General features: G+C 43.3%; 14 protein-coding genes. All 14 read right to left on the minus strand.

Annotated elements, in window-relative coordinates; all coding sequences use genetic code 11:
* Positions 1 to 6 precede the first annotated feature (6 nt).
* Positions 7 to 276, minus strand: a complete 270-nt coding sequence (gene rpsO / locus M1D69_RS12055) for a 30S ribosomal protein S15 (protein WP_003154182.1) — start codon at positions 274 to 276, stop codon at positions 7 to 9.
* Between the two features lie 156 nt (positions 277 to 432).
* Complete coding sequence (ribF, locus tag M1D69_RS12060; RefSeq protein WP_458105960.1) at positions 433 to 1383, minus strand: bifunctional riboflavin kinase/FAD synthetase; 951 nt, start codon at positions 1381 to 1383, stop codon at positions 433 to 435.
* An 18-nt stretch (positions 1384 to 1401) separates the two neighbouring features.
* Positions 1402 to 2331, minus strand: a complete 930-nt coding sequence (gene truB / locus M1D69_RS12065; RefSeq protein WP_458105959.1) for a tRNA pseudouridine(55) synthase TruB — start codon at positions 2329 to 2331, stop codon at positions 1402 to 1404.
* Positions 2332 to 2415: 84 nt separating this feature from the next.
* Positions 2416 to 2769: a 30S ribosome-binding factor RbfA gene (gene rbfA / locus M1D69_RS12070; RefSeq protein ID WP_010334286.1), complete on the minus strand. Its 354-nt coding sequence runs from the start codon at positions 2767 to 2769 to the stop codon at positions 2416 to 2418.
* 16 nt (positions 2770 to 2785) lie between these two features.
* Positions 2786 to 3064, minus strand: coding sequence for a DUF503 domain-containing protein (locus M1D69_RS12075; RefSeq protein ID WP_003220950.1), 279 nt, complete (start codon positions 3062 to 3064; stop codon positions 2786 to 2788).
* On the minus strand, positions 3061 to 5211 hold the full coding sequence (gene infB / locus M1D69_RS12080) for a translation initiation factor IF-2 (RefSeq protein WP_024121430.1): 2151 nt from the start codon (positions 5209 to 5211) through the stop codon (positions 3061 to 3063). The genes M1D69_RS12075 and infB overlap by 4 nt, the downstream gene beginning before the upstream one ends.
* 19 nt (positions 5212 to 5230) lie before the next feature.
* Positions 5231 to 5533 (minus strand): YlxQ family RNA-binding protein, encoded by a 303-nt coding sequence (locus tag M1D69_RS12085; protein ID WP_024121429.1) that lies wholly within the window; start codon positions 5531 to 5533, stop codon positions 5231 to 5233.
* Position 5534: 1 nt separating this feature from the next.
* Entirely contained in the window at positions 5535 to 5810 is a 276-nt protein-coding gene (gene rulR, locus M1D69_RS12090; RefSeq protein ID WP_010334283.1) for a glucose-induced regulator RulR, read from the minus strand.
* A gap of 13 nt (positions 5811 to 5823) precedes the next feature.
* Positions 5824 to 6942 carry a transcription termination factor NusA gene (gene nusA / locus M1D69_RS12095; protein ID WP_458105958.1) on the minus strand — a complete coding sequence of 373 codons (1119 nt, stop codon included), beginning with the start codon at positions 6940 to 6942 and terminating at the stop codon, positions 5824 to 5826.
* Between the two features lie 33 nt (positions 6943 to 6975).
* Positions 6976 to 7446 carry a ribosome maturation factor RimP gene (rimP, locus tag M1D69_RS12100; protein WP_024121427.1) on the minus strand — a complete coding sequence of 157 codons (471 nt, stop codon included), beginning with the start codon at positions 7444 to 7446 and terminating at the stop codon, positions 6976 to 6978.
* Positions 7447 to 7780: 334 nt separating this feature from the next.
* Positions 7781 to 12094 carry a PolC-type DNA polymerase III gene (locus M1D69_RS12105; RefSeq protein ID WP_458105957.1) on the minus strand — a complete coding sequence of 1438 codons (4314 nt, stop codon included), beginning with the start codon at positions 12092 to 12094 and terminating at the stop codon, positions 7781 to 7783.
* 107 nt (positions 12095 to 12201) lie between these two features.
* Positions 12202 to 13896 carry a proline--tRNA ligase gene (proS, locus tag M1D69_RS12110; RefSeq protein ID WP_458105956.1) on the minus strand — a complete coding sequence of 565 codons (1695 nt, stop codon included), beginning with the start codon at positions 13894 to 13896 and terminating at the stop codon, positions 12202 to 12204.
* A 32-nt stretch (positions 13897 to 13928) separates the two neighbouring features.
* Positions 13929 to 15197, minus strand: a complete 1269-nt coding sequence (gene rseP, locus M1D69_RS12115; RefSeq protein ID WP_458105955.1) for an RIP metalloprotease RseP — start codon at positions 15195 to 15197, stop codon at positions 13929 to 13931.
* Between the two features lie 6 nt (positions 15198 to 15203).
* Positions 15204 to 16355, minus strand: coding sequence for a 1-deoxy-D-xylulose-5-phosphate reductoisomerase (gene dxr, locus M1D69_RS12120; protein WP_024121423.1), 1152 nt, complete (start codon positions 16353 to 16355; stop codon positions 15204 to 15206).
* Positions 16356 to 16402: the final 47 nt, after the last annotated feature.

Below are 16402 nucleotides of genomic sequence, written 5' to 3' on the forward strand. Positions count from 1 at the left end.
TTACGATTATCGACGTAAGCCTAGTTTGTTAATTAACTCACGGTAACGAGTTACGTCTTTATTACGCAGATACGTAAGAAGATTACGACGCTTACCTACCATTTTAAGAAGACCGCGACGTGAATGGTGGTCTTTCTTGTGAGTACGTAAATGCTCGTTCAAGTTGTTAATTGAATCAGTTAGGATAGCGATCTGAACTTCTGGAGATCCAGTATCAGATTCGTGTGTTTTAAACTCGCTGATGAGTTGGTTTTTACGCTCTTGAGTAATTGCCATCCTGTTTCACCTCCAAATAATATTTAGCCCCAGTTACCTAGCAACCGTCGGTGACTTCGGATTGCCAAGCAAAGGTTTTAAGACTACGAAAACTATCATACTAAAAATCGAGCCTATATGCAAATATTTTAGAATAAAATTTGTGTGCGCTGCATGTTATTTCCGCAAATTGCTGAAATAACGGATCGCTTGCTGCTTATCTTTCTCAATTTGCTCTGTTAATTCTTGAATGCCGTTGAACTTGCGCTCGCTCCGAATTCGTTTATACCATTCAATTTTTATCGCGGCTCCGTATACTTCTTGATCAAAATCAAATAAATTGACCTCAATTGAAGGCTGTTCCGGTCGTTTTTCAAAAAACGTCGGCTTATAGCCGATATTGCAAACGCCGTTGTAAATCTCGCCGTTTATTTCCGCCTTGACGGCATATACACCGGTCGGCGGGACAATATAGCTGTTATTTAAGCCAATATTGGCCGTCGGAAACCCGATTGTCCGCCCTCTTTTATCTCCGTGAATGACAATTCCTTTAATAAAGTAGGGCTGTCCAAGCAAGACATTGGCCAGTTCAACGTCTCCGTTTTGAAGTGCAGTCCGAATATAACTGGAGCTGATTTTTTTATCCTGCTCCGTCAATTTTTCCACCATTGTGCAATCAGCTTTTCCATCTAAGTCAATCGGCATCGTTTCCATTGTTCCTTTGCCGTATTTTCCGTACGTAAAATCAAAGCCTGCCACTGCATGCTGTACATGAAGGCCTAAAATGTACTGATCGACAAACTGCTTAGGAGTCAGAGAAGCAAACACTTCATTGAATTTAACGACATACAGAATCTCCGTGCCTAATTGTTCAATTTGGCTGATTTTATCTTCAAGAGGGGTAATCAGATCCTTTGGTTCCTGATCCCTGCCCAGCACATGGGAAGGATGGGGATGAAAGGTCATCACGGCTAATGTCAGATCCTTTTCTTCAGCTATCTGTTTAGCTGTGCCGATTACCTTTTGATGCCCTAAATGAACGCCGTCAAAATAACCTAACGCCATCACAGACTTTGGCTGCTCCTCTTTTATTAAATGATGCGGATGTGTAATATGTATCGTCTTCACAGAACGGTCACCTTTTTTCTATTGTTCGCTTTTTTGCATCAATACTTTTGCCGGCTTTAACAGCCCGTGTTTTGTAGGATGAGGGAAATAAATCGCCAGACAGCTTCCGGATTCCGTATAGACTGCGAGACGGTCGTCACTTGTCAGATCCGAGAATTGTTCTGGTGTTTCAAGCAAAGCCCCATTTTCTACTTTCTTAGCTAATGTATCACTTATGATCCATTTCGGCAAATGATTGAGCGCACGTTCAATAGAGACTGTATGGTCTGCTACAGTTCCGGACTCGGCTTGAGCTTCCAGCTCTTCAAACGTAAAGCATTCATCAAGAGAAAAGTCACCGGATGCCGTACGGATCAAATGAGACATATGAGCCGGATATCCAAGCTTTTCGCCAATCATAACCGCTAATGTCCGCACATAGGTTCCTTTTGAACATGTTACTGTAAACCGGAAACTCGCTGTCTCTCCATTATGTTTAACCCCTGTAGTGAGCACAATATCTTCAATTGTAATAAGACGTTTTGGCCGTTCTACTTCAAGTCCCGCTCTTGCATATTCATATAATTTTTTGCCGTTTACCTTTACTGCGGAATACATCGGGGGAATCTGTTCTTGTTGTCCCTTTATACTGTTTAAAACCTTTTCTACTTCTGCTTCATCAACAGCTTGATCTACTGGCTTTGTTTCAACGGTTTCTCCGGTTTGATCCTCTGTCGTCGTTGAAACACCAAGCGTAATTTCAGCATCATATGTTTTAGACTTCTCAGTTAAATATTCGACAATTTTTGTAGCCCGGCCCACACAAATCGGAAGCACACCTGATACCTCAGGATCAAGCGTTCCCGTATGTCCGACTTTTTTTGTTTTAAGCAGCTTCCGGATCTTCATGACACAATCATGCGATGTCATGCCGACCGGTTTATGTAAAAGGAGAACTCCGTTAACCATATGTCTTTCACTCCTTCTGTTGTGAGGATTTTCTTCAAAACGCAGAAAAGAGGACAGACGACGAACGCCTATCCTCTTCATTTGTTATTCAGACGGGTTCTCTGAATTCAATTGGTGAATCAATGTTTCGATTCGATTTCCGTAATCAATTGATTCATCGAACTCAAATTCAATTTCAGGCGTTTTACGAAGTCTGATGCGGCTGCCGATTTCAGAGCGAATAAATCCTTTCGCCTTAGCAAGCCCTTTCAGTGCTTCCTCCCTTTTTTTCTCGTCTCCGAGAACGGAAATATACACCTTTGCAATTTGTAAATCACCTGATACACGTACATCCGTTACTGTCAGAAAACCAATTCTCGGATCCTTCAGCTTTCGGCTGATAATATCACCGAGTTCTTTTTTCATTTGCTCGCCGACACGGTTTGCTCTCATACTCAATTCAATCACCTCTAAGTTAAAACCACTCTGTTCTAGTGATCGTCCGTTCAATTTCAGGAAAAGAATCAATAAACGCAAGAACACGCTGCAATTCTTTTTCTGTCTGAACGCGAGAGGAAGAAACAGCGGCGATTCCAAAGCTGGTTCTTTGCCATGTGTCCTGATAGCCAATCTCCGAAATCGAAACATTGAACTTATTTTGAACCCTGGTTAAGATCCGCTTCAGAACGGCGCGCTTTTCTTTTAACGATCCTGCATCATAAATGATGCATTCACATTCCGCAAATCCGATCACGTTCTTTCAATTTCTTGCATGACATACGCTTCAAGGATGTCACCTTCACGAATGTCATTGTATTTCTTAATCGTTATACCACATTCGTAGCCTTGTGAAACTTCTTTCACATCGTCTTTAAAGCGTTTCAGAACGTCCACTTCGCCTTCGAAGATGACGACGCCGTCACGAATTAAACGGAGGCCGCTGTCGCGCGTAATCGTTCCTTCAGTAACATATCCGCCGGCAATCGTACCGATTTTAGATACTTTAAATGTTTGGCGCACTTCTACTTGACCAATTACTTTTTCTTCATATTCAGGATCAAGCATACCTTTCATAGCTGCTTCAATCTCGTCGATTACTTTGTAAATAATACGGTGAAGACGAATATCTACGTTTTCAGCTTCAGCCGTACTCTTAGCATTACCGTCCGGTCTCACATTAAACCCGATAACAATTGCATTGGAAGCAGATGCTAAAATAATGTCAGATTCTGTGATGGCACCAACGCCTGTGTGGATGATTTTCACTTTAACGCCTTCAACTTCAATTTTTTGAAGTGCGGCTGTTAAAGCTTCGGCAGATCCCTGAACGTCAGCTTTTACGATAAGATTGATGTCTTTTACATCACCTTGTTTAATTTGCTCGAATAAGTCGTCAAGACTCAGCTTTGCTTTATCGCTGCGCTGCTCTTCAAGCTGTTTGGAAGCACGGGCTTCTCCAACAGAACGAGCTGTTTTTTCATCTTTAAAGACAAGGAATTGATCTCCCGCTTGAGGCACATCATTTAGACCCGTAATTTCAACCGGAGTAGACGGTCCCGCTGTTTTTACACGGCGACCAATATCATTGACCATTGCACGGACACGGCCAAATGTATTGCCGACTACAATCGGATCACCGACATGCAGTGTTCCAGTCTGTACGAGCAATGTCGCAACTGACCCTCTGCCTTTATCAAGTTCCGCTTCAATAACCGTTCCTTTTGCCTGGCGGTTCGGGTTCGCTTTCAGTTCCTCTACCTCACTGACAAGCAAAATCATTTCAACGAGTTCATCAATGCCTTTTCCAGTTAAAGCGGAAAGCGGAACAAAAATCGTTTCTCCGCCCCAAGCTTCAGGCACAAGTCCGTATTCTGTCAGTTCTTGCATCACACGGTCAGGGTTTGCAGCTTCTTTATCAACTTTATTCACAGCAACGATGATCGGCACTTCAGCCGCTTTCGCGTGGTTGATCGCCTCTACTGTTTGCGGCATTACACCGTCATCCGCAGCTACAACCAGGATCGTAATATCGGTTACTTCCGCACCACGTGCACGCATTGTTGTAAATGCGGCGTGACCCGGGGTATCCAAGAAAGTGATTTTCTTGCCGTTTTCTTCGATTTGGTAGGCTCCGATATGCTGAGTGATTCCGCCAGCTTCTCCTTCAACAACCTTTGTTTTACGGATGCTGTCAAGAAGCGTTGTTTTCCCATGGTCAACGTGACCCATGATTGTAACGACAGGAGGACGAATTTCAAGATCCTCTTCTTTGTCAGGCTCTTCGTATTTCTCTAATTCAGTTTCTTCAAGGACAATAACTTCTTCAGTTTCAACACCGTATTCTGATGCAATCAGTTCGATTGTGTCTTTATCGAGCTCTTGGTTAATGGTCGCCATAACTCCAAGAAGCATCAGTTTTTTGATGAGTTCAGAAGGCTCTTTGCCAAGCTCTTCAGCCAGCGCGCCGACTGTTAAAGTGCCTGAGAACGTAATTTTTTCAGGAAGCTCTTTTTTCGGCTTCACAGGCTTTTGCTGATGTTGGTTTCTGTTGTTGTTATTGTTGCGTTTATTTTTTTTGTTGTTGTTATTCTTCTTGTTTTTGTTAAATTGATTATTCTGCACGTCATTCTTCTTTCCGTCTCGAATTTTATTTGGTTGATTTCCAGCAGACTGCTGATTTACCCCTTGCGGCTGTTTGTTTTTGTTCGTTTCCGCAGGCTTTTGAGATTTAACGGCTGCGCCGCCTTTTTTAAATTTGGCATCAAGCTGTTTAATGGCCTTTTCTTCAAGCATGGCCATATGATTATTCACTTCTAAATCCATGTTCTTCAGTGCGGTCAAAATTTCCTTACTTGAAACATTTAACGCTTTTGCATATTCGTATACTCTCATTTTAGCCATTCGTTCACCCCCAAAAATATTAATCGAGCAAGCTGATCAGCTTATTCGCAAAACCTTGGTCAGTGACGGCGACAACGACACGGGATTCTTTACCGATAGAGCGTCCAAGAATCGCGCGATCCGCGACTTTTTTATAAGGAACTTTATAATAATTGCACTTGTCGGTTACTTTCTTTGCTGTGTTAGATGATGCATCCTCTGTAAGCAGGACAAGCTTCGCACGCGCATTCCTGATTTCTTTAATAACCAAGTCCTCGCCTGACACGACCTTACGAGCTCGATTGGCCAGACCCAGCAAGGGAAACCATTCCATTCCAGACATTTTATTTTTTCACCTTTTCCGCCAGTTCCAGCAATTCTTCGAAAATCTGGTCATCGATTTGTGATTGAAATTGATTTTGCAAAGTGTTTTTCTTTTTTGCTGCTAAGATGCACTCTTTATCCAGCGTTAAATAAGCACCCCGGCCGTTCTTTTTCCCGGTCGGATCTACTGAGATTTCGCCTTCTTTTGAACGTACAACTCGGATTAGTTCCTTTTTAGGCTTCATTTCTCCAGTCACTACACACTTGCGTAACGGGATCTTTTTGTGTTTATTCACCTAAGGTCACCTCTTATTCATCCGATTCAGCAGTTTCAGGCTCCGTAAAGAGCGGCTCTTCGTCGTCTTCTTCAAGTTCTCTCGGATAGATTCCAATATCTCTTGCGTCTGTTTCGCTCTTAATATCAATCTTCCAGCCTGTCAATTTAGCAGCTAAGCGTGCGTTTTGTCCTCTTTTGCCAATCGCCAGAGACAGCTGGTAATCAGGTACAATAACAGTTGTCGCTTTTTCTTCTTCATTCACGATGACATCCAGCACTTTCGAAGGGCTGAGCGCATTCGCGACAAATTCTACAGGATCATTCGACCAGTTGACAATGTCAATTTTTTCACCTTTTAATTCATTGACAATCGCCTGAACACGCTGGCCTTTAGGGCCGACGCAAGAGCCCACCGGATCCACATCAGGATCATCAGTGCGAACAGAAATTTTCGAACGGTCGCCTGCTTCTCTGGCAACAGATTTCAGCTCTACAGTTCCATCATAAATTTCCGGCACTTCGATTTCAAATAAACGCTTCAAGAGGCCTGGGTGTGTTCTTGACACATAAATCTGCGGGCCTTTCGTCGTTTTTTCTACTTTTGTGATATACACCTTAATGCGGTCATGAGGCTTATAGCTTTCATTCGGCATTTGCTCATTAACCGGCAGCAAAGCTTCAATTTTGCCTAGAGACACATAGATAAATTTATTGTCCAGGCGCTGGACGATACCAGTCATGATGTCTTCTTCACGGTCAATAAACTCAGAATAAATCACACCGCGCTCAGCTTCGCGCACACGCTGTGTCACGACCTGCTTCGCTGTTTGGGCCGCAATGCGTCCGAAATCCTTAGGCGTTACTTCAATCTCTACAACATCGCCTACCATATATTCGGGGTGGATGCTTTGCGCCTCTTCGATTGAGATCTCCAGTCTTTGATCGTATACCTCATCAACGACATCTTTTCTTGCGAATACACGGATTGTACCTGTTTCACGGTTCAAATCCACCCGTACATTCTGCGCCTGATTAAAATTTCGCTTATAAGCAGAAATTAAAGCAGCTTCGATTGCTTCAATGATAATTTCTTTGCTGATGCCTTTTTCTTTTTCAAGAATGGTGAGAGCATCTAATAATTCACTGCTCATGTTAACGGTCTCCCCCCTTAAAACTTGTATTCATTAGAATGTTACAGCTAATCTTGCGTTAGCTATTTTTTCATACGGAATATCGATCCGTTTCTTTCTTGTTTTGATTGTCATCTCAACTGTCACTGTTTGTCCATCGAATTCAGCCAGCTGTCCTTCAAACACTTTTACGCCATCAATCGGCTCATAGGTCTTAATGTATACATTTTTCCCAAGTGATTTTTCGAAATCGGCTTTTTTCTTTAATGGACGCTCAGCTCCCGGGGATGAAACCTCAAGAAAGTAATTTTGGCTGATTGGGTCTGCCTCATCAAGCTTCTCGCTTAGAGCTTCGCTTACTTTGGCACATTCCTCAATATCCACACCGTCATCGGAATCAATAAACACGCGAAGGAACCAGCTTTGACCCTCTTTGACAAATTCAATGTCAACGAGTTCAAGCTGAAGGCTGTCTACGATTGGCTGAGCCATTTCTTGAACGGTGTCAGTCACTTTTTTGCTCATGTTCTTCCTCCTTGTGCTGTCGATATCATATTCGTCTCGTCACTCTGCATAAAAACCCTGCTTCAAAAGAGCAGGGGCTTTAAAGTAAACGATGAACATGTCGAGACAAAATTCTCTTGTTCAATACAAAAGAGCGGGTTTCCCCACTCTTTGCCTCGGTAATCGTTAGCATTTCCAATAAAACTATACCATAACCATATTTTTATTGCAAATGGATATACGTTTACCTTTACGCTGTTAAGCTGATCACAGGGGCTTCTACTCATACGATTGCACTTTTGCCGCTCATGTATGCATAAAAGCCGAACTTCTTAAGAAATTCGGCTTTTATATGCTAAAACAGCGATAATTGGTTTTGATCCGGCAATGACTCCAAACAGCCGTGACGATCTAAATACTCTAAAATCGTTTTTGATACTTTCCCTCTCTTTTGCAAATCTTCTTTTGAGAGGAATTCGCCTGCTTCACGGGCCTTTACAATATTTAGAGCGGCGTTCGTACCTAATCCAGGAATAGAATTAAAAGGAGGGATCAGGCTGTTGCCGTCAATAATAAATTCCGTTGCGCTGGAGCGGTATAAATCGACTTTTTGGAATGAATAGCCTCTTTCACACATTTCCAGCGCTAATTCTAATACTGTGAGAAGGTTTTTTTCCTTCGGCGACGCATCAAGCCCTTTGGAGTTGATATCCTCCATTACGGCTTTGATTGCCGTGGAGCCTTTGATCATTGTATCAATATCAAAGTCGTCTGCACGAACCGTAAAATAAGCCGCATAATACAGAAGCGCGTGATGCACTTTAAAGTAAGCAATACGGACCGCCATTAATACATAAGCCGCGGCGTGGGCTTTCGGGAACATGTATTTAATCTTTTTGCAGGAATCGATATACCAGTCTGGAACATTGTTATTTTTCATTTCTTCTTCCCATTCAGGCGTTAAACCTTTTCCTTTACGGACAAATTCCATAATTTTAAACGCCAGTGACGGCTCGAGCCCTTGATAGATTAAATAAACCATAATGTCATCACGGCAGCCGATCACCTCACTCAGCTCACAAATATTATTGTGAATGAGCTCTTGCGCATTGCCGAGCCATACATCTGTTCCGTGAGACAGCCCTGAAATCTGAACGAGCTCAGAAAACGTTGTCGGCTTTGTGTCTTCAAGCATTTGCCGGACAAAGCGGGTTCCGAATTCAGGAATTCCCAGAGTGCCTGTTTTACATCCAATCTGTTCCTGTGTGACACCGAGTGATTCGGTTCCTTGGAAGATTTTCATTACTTCAGGGTCATCCGTCGGAATCGTTTTCGGATCAATTCCGCTTAAATCCTGAAGCATACGGATTACCGTCGGGTCATCGTGCCCCAGAATATCAAGCTTCAGCAGGTTGTCATGAATGGAATGGAAGTCAAAATGAGTCGTTTTCCATTCAGAACCTGTCGCATCTGCCGGAAACTGAATCGGAGAGAAATCATAAATATCCATATAATCCGGAACTACGATAATACCGCCAGGGTGCTGTCCAGTTGTCCGTTTTACACCTGTACAGCCCTGCACAAGCCGGTCGATTTCGGCGCCGCGCATATGGAGATTATTGTCGCCGGCATAGCCTTTTACGTAACCGTAGGCTGTTTTTTCTGCAACCGTGCCGATCGTTCCCGCACGATATACGTTGTCTTCTCCGAACAATACTTTTGTATAATTGTGGGCCTGCGGCTGATATTCCCCTGAGAAGTTCAAATCGATATCAGGTACTTTATCGCCTTTAAATCCCAGGAACGTTTCAAACGGAATATCGTGCCCGTCTTTTTTCAAAGGCGTTCCGCAATGAGGACACATTTTGTCAGGCAGGTCAAAACCTGAACCGACAGATCCGTCATTAAAGAACTCAGAATGCTGGCATTCAGCACATATATAGTGCGGCGGCAGCGGGTTCACCTCTGTGATCTCAGTAAGTGTCGCAACTAATGAAGAACCTACCGATCCCCGTGACCCTACCAGATACCCGTCATCGAGAGATCTCTTTACGAGTTTATGAGAGATCAAATAAATAACAGCAAAGCCGTGGCCGATGATACTTTTCAGTTCTTTTTCAATACGCGCTTCAACGATTTCAGGGAGCTGCTCTCCGTAAATGCTACGTGCACGCTGATAGCTCATTTCCCTGATTTCTTCATCAGCGCCTTCAATTTTCGGCGTATATAAATCATCTTTAATCGGCTTGATGTCTTCAATTAAAGATGCAACCTTTTGTGTGTTGGTGACAACGATTTCCTTCGCTTTTTCTTCCCCTAAGAAGGAAAAGGCTTCAAGCATTTCATCTGTCGTTCTGAAATGCACTTTCGGAAGTTCGTGTCTGTTCAGCGGATTCGCGCCGCCCTGAGAGGATACTAAAATTTTCCTGTAAATTTTGTCCTCATCATTCAAATAATGAACATTTCCTGTTGCGACAACAGGTTTATTAAGCTTTTCACCGAGTTTAGTAATATTCGTAATGATTTCTTTCAGCGATTTTTCATCGCGAACCAGTTCTAGCTCAAGCAAGTGGCGGTACACCTCAGGCGGTTGAACCTCGAGATAATCGTAGAATGACGCAACATCCTCCACCTCTTCCGGCGACTTTTGCATCATGCCTTCAAAAACCTCTCCTCTGTCGCAGGCTGAACCGACCAGAAGGCCTTCCCTGTATTTCTCAAGCTGAGACCTTGGAATACGCGGCACTCTGTAAAAATAATGAATATGGGAAAGTGAAACGAGCTTAAATAAGTTTTTCAAGCCTGTGCTGTTCACCGCCAGCACTGTTGCATGATACGGTCTTGACCTTTGATAAGCGTTGGACTGACCCATATTTTCATTCAGCTGGTCATGATACTGAATGCCCTTTTCAGCAGCATCCTCCAGCATTTTCAAAAGCAAATAAGCGGTTGCCTCGGTATCGTAGATCGCACGGTGATGCTGTGTAAGTTCAATGTTAAACTTTTTACACAGCGTGTTCAGACGGTGATTCTTAAATTCCGGATAAAGAAAACGGCCGAGCTCCAGTGTATCAATGACAGGATTTTTTGCTTTTTCAACTTGGAGAAGCTTTTTGAAAGCAACGTTTAAAAATCCCATATCGAAGCTTGCATTATGGGCGACAAGAATATCATCGCCAATCCATTCTCTGAAATCTCTTATCACGTCTATTACATCCGGCGCGTCGACCAGCATATCATCAGTGATGCCTGTCAGTTCAATGATTGTCGCCGAAAGCGGACGATGCGGGTTGGCAAATGACTCAAACTTATCAATGATCTCCCCGCCTTTCACTTTTACAGCCGCCAGTTCAATAATCGTATCATACACAGCGGAAAGTCCGGTGGTTTCGACGTCAAAAACGACATATGTTTCTTCATCAAGCAAACGGTGTGCGGGATTGTAAGCAATTGGCACCCCGTCATCCACGATATTGGCTTCCATTCCGTAAATCATTTTAATTCCATGTTTTTGGGCAGCAGAATACGCATCTGGGAAGGATTGAACGACAGCGTGGTCAGTCAAAGCGATCGCCTCATGCCCCCATTTTTTCGCCTGTTCAACAAGCTTTCCGATGCCTGTTACAGCATCCATTTGGCTCATTGGGGAATGCAGATGCAATTCTACCCTTTTTTCTCCTTCTGGCGCCGTGTCTTCACGGTTTTTTGCTTTTATCTCATTTACATCGTTTGCAATCATGACCAGATCTCGGACAAAGGTGTCGTTTTGAATGCTTCCGCGCGCTTTTACCCACATGCCCTTTTTCAGAGACTTCATCAGGGCCGCATCTTCTTTTTCTCTTGCAAACATTTTAATTAAGATACTATTTGTGTAGTCAGTAATTTTGAAGATGCACAGCGTGCGCCCGCTTTTCAGTTCTCTGGTTTCCACATCAAACACATAACCCTGTACCGTAATTCTCCGTTCCTCGTCCATTATGCTGTCAAGTGTTCTGATTTCCTCGTTATCTTTAATTTGATAGCCGATAACAAGAGGCCCTGAAGGAGCTTGATCTTCATCACTTTCTTTATCTTTCTTCTCCATTTCAATTAAAGCCTGCATCGCCCGTTCTTGATCTTCAGCTAGCTTTTGTTCCCGAAACTTTTGCACTTCTTGATCAGATACAAATATTTCAGCATCAAGCTGAAAATCCGGAAACCCAAATTGACGGTATCCCGCTTGAATCATCGCACTGTATTTGTTCTTGAGAGCAGATGCTTCTGTATCCGTTTTTGTTTTGACAATCAGTTTGTTGCCCTTCAGCTTCGGTTTTTGCTGGCTTAAGAGACTGATAATCGGCGGTGAAATGCCTTGCAGCTCTTCAATGCAGCGTGTCCAGTAATCCTGCACGAGGCCTTCATCAACCTCGGCATCATGCACTTCGATTGAAGACGTCACTTTTGCAATATGGGCAAACGATTGCGTCAGCCTCATGGTTAACATGTCATATATTTGATAAGGCAGCAAAGATTTAAATTTAAAATGAAAATGCCAAGATTTAGACGCTTTGTGTATCGTCAGCTTTTTAATCTCGCCATCTTCAAAGTATGTCATGAAGGTATCATCTGTCATATTAATCTGCTGCAGAAGAATTTGAAACTGCCTTCTGTTTACTGATAACTGTTCCATTAAGACAGTATCCCCCCTAAAAACATCATAAGTGAAGGTACCTCAGGCAATGAGGTACCTTCTATTATTTCTATTTTAACATGTTTTTTGATAAATCGTTATGGTGTTTACTGCTTGCTGATAAAAGCAGATAACTCATCAACAGAAACTTCTGTTGACTCACCCGTTTTGCGGATTTTCACTTCCACAATTCCTTCATCAGCCCGTTTGCCGACAGTAATACGGATTGGAAGACCGATTAGATCCGAGTCAGCAAATTTTACGCCGGCGCGTTCCGCACGATCGTCATACAGCACTTCATAGCCTTTCGCCTTTAAATCAGCGTACAGCTTTTCAGCCAATTCTTTTTGCGCATCGTTTTTGATATTCAGTGCAAGAATATGAAGATCATACGGCGCGACGCTTTTTGGCCATATTAAGCCTTTTTCGTCGTGATGCTGTTCAGCAATAGCAGAAAGGGTTCTGGAAACACCGATTCCATAACAGCCCATCAGCATTGGCTGTGCTCGTCCGTTTTCATCTAAATATGTCGCATTCATCGCTTCAGAATAACGAGTTCCAAGCTTAAAGACTTGTCCGACTTCGATTCCTTCTGCAAAACGGATCGTGCCTTTGCCGTCTGGTGACGGGTCGCCTTCCTTAATAAAGCGAAGATCGGCAAATTCTTTAATTTGCGCATCACGGCTTACGTTGACATTTTTATAATGATAATCTCCTTCATTTGCACCGGCAACAGCATTAACCATTGCTTTCACAGCTTGATCGGCATATACTTCCACATCCTTATGAATACCTACAGGGCCTACAAAGCCTGGCTCTGTTCCGAGCTGCTGAATGACCTCTTCATGTGTGGCAAGCTCTACAACTTCTGCATGAAGCAAGTTTTTCACTTTAATATCGTTAACTTCATGATCCCCTCTTACAAGCACTAAGACAAAACGGTCATCAGCTTTAAACAGTACTGACTTAATGCACGCTTCAGCCGAAACCTGTAAGAACGCAGTCAGTTCTTCGATTGTTTTCACGTTAGGCGTATGAACCTTCTCTAGAGCTTTAGGCTCTTCATCTGAAGGGACTTCCTGATAAAGAACTTCAGCCATTTCGATATTGGCTGCATATTGTGATTCATCAGAGTACGCGATGGTATCCTCTCCGATTTCAGAAAGTGCCATAAACTCATGTGTATCTTTTCCACCCATGGCACCTGAGTCAGCGATAACAGGTCTTACATTAATGCCGCAGCGGGCGAAAACATTAGAATACGCATTATACATTTTTTGATATGTTTCATCCAAGCTCTCTTCAGAAGCATGGAAAGAATAAGCATCCTTCATAATGAATTCGCGGCCTCTTAATAAACCGAAGCGCGGGCGTTTTTCATCCCTGAATTTAGACTGGATCTGGTACAGAGTCAGAGGGAGACGCTTATAGGATTTAACCTCATCGCGAACGAGTGAAGTGATCACTTCTTCATGCGTTGCCCCTAAAGCAAATTCACGGCCGTGACGGTCTTTAAGTCTCATCAGTTCAGGACCGTACGTATACCATCTGCCTGATTCCTGCCATGTCTCAGCCTGCTGCAGCGCGGGCATAAGCATTTCTACAGCGTCGATTTTTTCCATTTCCTCACGGACGATCTGCTGAATGTTTTGAATAACCTTATACGCAAGAGGCATATAGCTGTATACCCCGCTCGTATTCTGTCTGATAAATCCTGCTCTCAGAAGAAGCTGATGACTTTTTGCTTCGGCATCAGCTGGAACTTCACGGAGCGTAGGAATAAGCGTCAAGCTTTGTCTCATTTCTTCGCACCTCTGATTGATTTACTTTTCATTTACAAAAACAGCCGCTGGATATCGTTCCATGTAACGACCAGCATAAGAAGCATTAGGAAAGCGACTCCGATAAACACCACAAAGGCTTCTTTTTCTCTGTTGATCGGTTTGCCCCGAATGGCTTCTATAAATAGAAACAACAGTCTTCCGCCGTCAAGAGCCGGAATCGGAAGCAGGTTAACGATACCAAGGTTAATACTTAAAAACGCAGCAAACTGGAATAAATTAATGATTCCCGTTTTTGCCACTTGGTCTGTCATATCGTATATGCCGACAGGACCTGAAAGCATATCAATTTTAAATTGTCCTGTCACTAATTTACTGAGATTTGTTAATATCGCTTTTGTCACATCAACAGTTGATGTTGCACCATAAGCAACTGCTGAGAGAACGCCTTTCTCAGTTGGCGCGTAAGAACCAAAGCGGCCGATTGTTTTTTTGTTCTCATCTTTAACGGCTTCCGGAGTAACTGAAATGTGGAGCGTTTTGTTATCTCTTTTTACCTCAACGTCAATTTCTTTTTCCGGGTTTTCTTTTACCGCAGAGACAATGTCGGTCCAGGACCTCATCTTCTCTCCGTTAATGCTTTGAATGTAATCTCCTTCTTTTAGCCCTGCTTCGGCTGCCCGTCCGTTGTCTGTCAGCTGTCCAAGCATAGGCTCATTTGACGGAACACCCTGAATCAGCCCAAGCATCACTAAAATGACATAAGCCAATATGAAATTCATAATCGGACCTGCGGCAATCGCCTTAATTCGCTGCCACACAGGTTTGGAACCAAACTGGCGGTTATACGGCGCGATCTGAACTTCATCTCCGTCTACAATGAAAAAGGAGGTTTCACTCACACTAAAGCTGGAAAGCTCATCCTCTTTCCCCTGTTCATAGCCGGTGATCTTCATGTCATGCTCTAGGTCTGCCGTTTCCACCTCGATGATTAAAGCATCCGGGTATTTTTCCTTTTGATTGATGATGACTTTTTCAACCTGATCCTCTTTGTTAAAAAGAAGCCCGATCGTGTAGCCGGGTTTCACCTCAATCATTTCCGGATCTTCGCCGGCCATGCGGACAAACCCGCCGACCGGGAGAAGTCTGATCGTATACACTGTTTCATTTTTTTTGAACGAAAAGATTTTTGGACCAAAGCCGATCGCAAATTCACGGCACAGAATTCCCGCTCTTTGGGCTAACAGCAAATGGCCCAGTTCATGGAAGAAAACGAGCGTTCCGAAAATAATGATAAACGCTATAACTGTATTCACGAACATACCACCTTATGTGAGTATTGAATTGACGTATCCCCGGGTATCTTTGTCCACTTCCTGAATGTCTGCCAAGCTAGGCTTTTGAATAAGCTGATGGCGGTTTAATGCCTTTTCGATACAGTCTTCAATCGCTAAAAACGATATCTTGCCCGCTAAAAATGCGGCGACAGCCACTTCATTCGCCGCATTTAGCACAGTCGGCATTGTTCCTCCTATTTTACCTGATTCAAAGGCAAATTGTAAGCAGCGGAACCTGTCAAAGTCAGCTTTCTCAAAATGAAGACTGCCGATTTCCCACAGCTCGAGCCTTTTGGCGTCTGGCAATGGCAATCGGTCGGGATAGGTGAGCGCATATTGAATCGGAACCCTCATATCAGGAGTGCCGAGCTGTGCAATCACACTTTTGTCATGAAACTCTACCATGGAATGGATGATGCTCTCCTTATGTAAGACCACATCGATTTGTTCATATGGAATATCAAAAAGCCAATGCGCCTCAATCACCTCTAATCCCTTATTCATCATTGTAGCCGAATCAATCGTAATTTTTGCACCCATTGACCAATTCGGGTGCTGTAATGCATCTTCAATTGTAACTGATTCGAGCTGCTCCCGCGTCTTGTCCCGAAAACTTCCGCCGGACGCCGTAATGATAAGGCGATCAATGTTTTTAGCCTGTTCGCCTTGTAGGGCTTGAAAAATGGCTGAATGCTCACTGTCAACGGGCAGCAGCGGAACATTGTATTTCTTAGCATGTTCTTTAACTATATGCCCGGCAGTGACAAGAGTTTCCTTATTTGCAAGCGCAATTGTTTTTTTCTGTTCGATCGCCTTTAACGTAGGAATGAGACCTACACTCCCAAGCAAGGCATTGACAACAATATCGACTTCCTCCATAACTGCCGCTTCAATCAGGCCTTCTTCTCCAAGCCCGATCTGGCAATCAAATGAAAAAGAAACTTGTTTTAATTTGTGATATGTATCCAGATCACCGACAGATACAAACTTCGGCTGAAAGGCCTCTATCATCGGCACGGCCTTATCAATATTTTTGCCGAACGACATAGATACCAGCTGAAATTGGTCTTGGTGCGTACGCAATACGTCAAGAGTCTGTTCGCCGATTGATCCTGTTGCTCCTAAAAGACAAATATTTTTCAAAGTGCCACTACTCCTATTCTTTTTGCTGCATAATCAGTCTCTAATTC

It is taken from the genome of Bacillus sp. PK3-037 (genome assembly GCF_054161355.1).

What these genes read in the sequence shown, in the direction of transcription:
- rpsO (WP_003154182.1), bottom strand. Translation starts at nt 276, where the DNA reads ATGGCAATTACTCAAGAGCGTAAAAACCAACTCATCAGCGAGTTTAAA.
- truB (WP_458105959.1), bottom strand. Translation starts at nt 2,331, where the DNA reads ATGGTTAACGGAGTTCTCCTTTTACATAAACCGGTCGGCATGACATCG.
- infB (WP_024121430.1), bottom strand. Translation starts at nt 5,211, where the DNA reads ATGGCTAAAATGAGAGTATACGAATATGCAAAAGCGTTAAATGTTTCA.
- M1D69_RS12085 (WP_024121429.1), bottom strand. Translation starts at nt 5,533, where the DNA reads ATGTCTGGAATGGAATGGTTTCCCTTGCTGGGTCTGGCCAATCGAGCT.
- nusA (WP_458105958.1), bottom strand. Translation starts at nt 6,942, where the DNA reads ATGAGCAGTGAATTATTAGATGCTCTCACCATTCTTGAAAAAGAAAAA.
- rimP (WP_024121427.1), bottom strand. Translation starts at nt 7,446, where the DNA reads ATGAGCAAAAAAGTGACTGACACCGTTCAAGAAATGGCTCAGCCAATC.
- M1D69_RS12105 (WP_458105957.1), bottom strand. Translation starts at nt 12,094, where the DNA reads ATGGAACAGTTATCAGTAAACAGAAGGCAGTTTCAAATTCTTCTGCAG.
- proS (WP_458105956.1), bottom strand. Translation starts at nt 13,896, where the DNA reads ATGAGACAAAGCTTGACGCTTATTCCTACGCTCCGTGAAGTTCCAGCT.
- rseP (WP_458105955.1), bottom strand. Translation starts at nt 15,197, where the DNA reads ATGTTCGTGAATACAGTTATAGCGTTTATCATTATTTTCGGAACGCTC.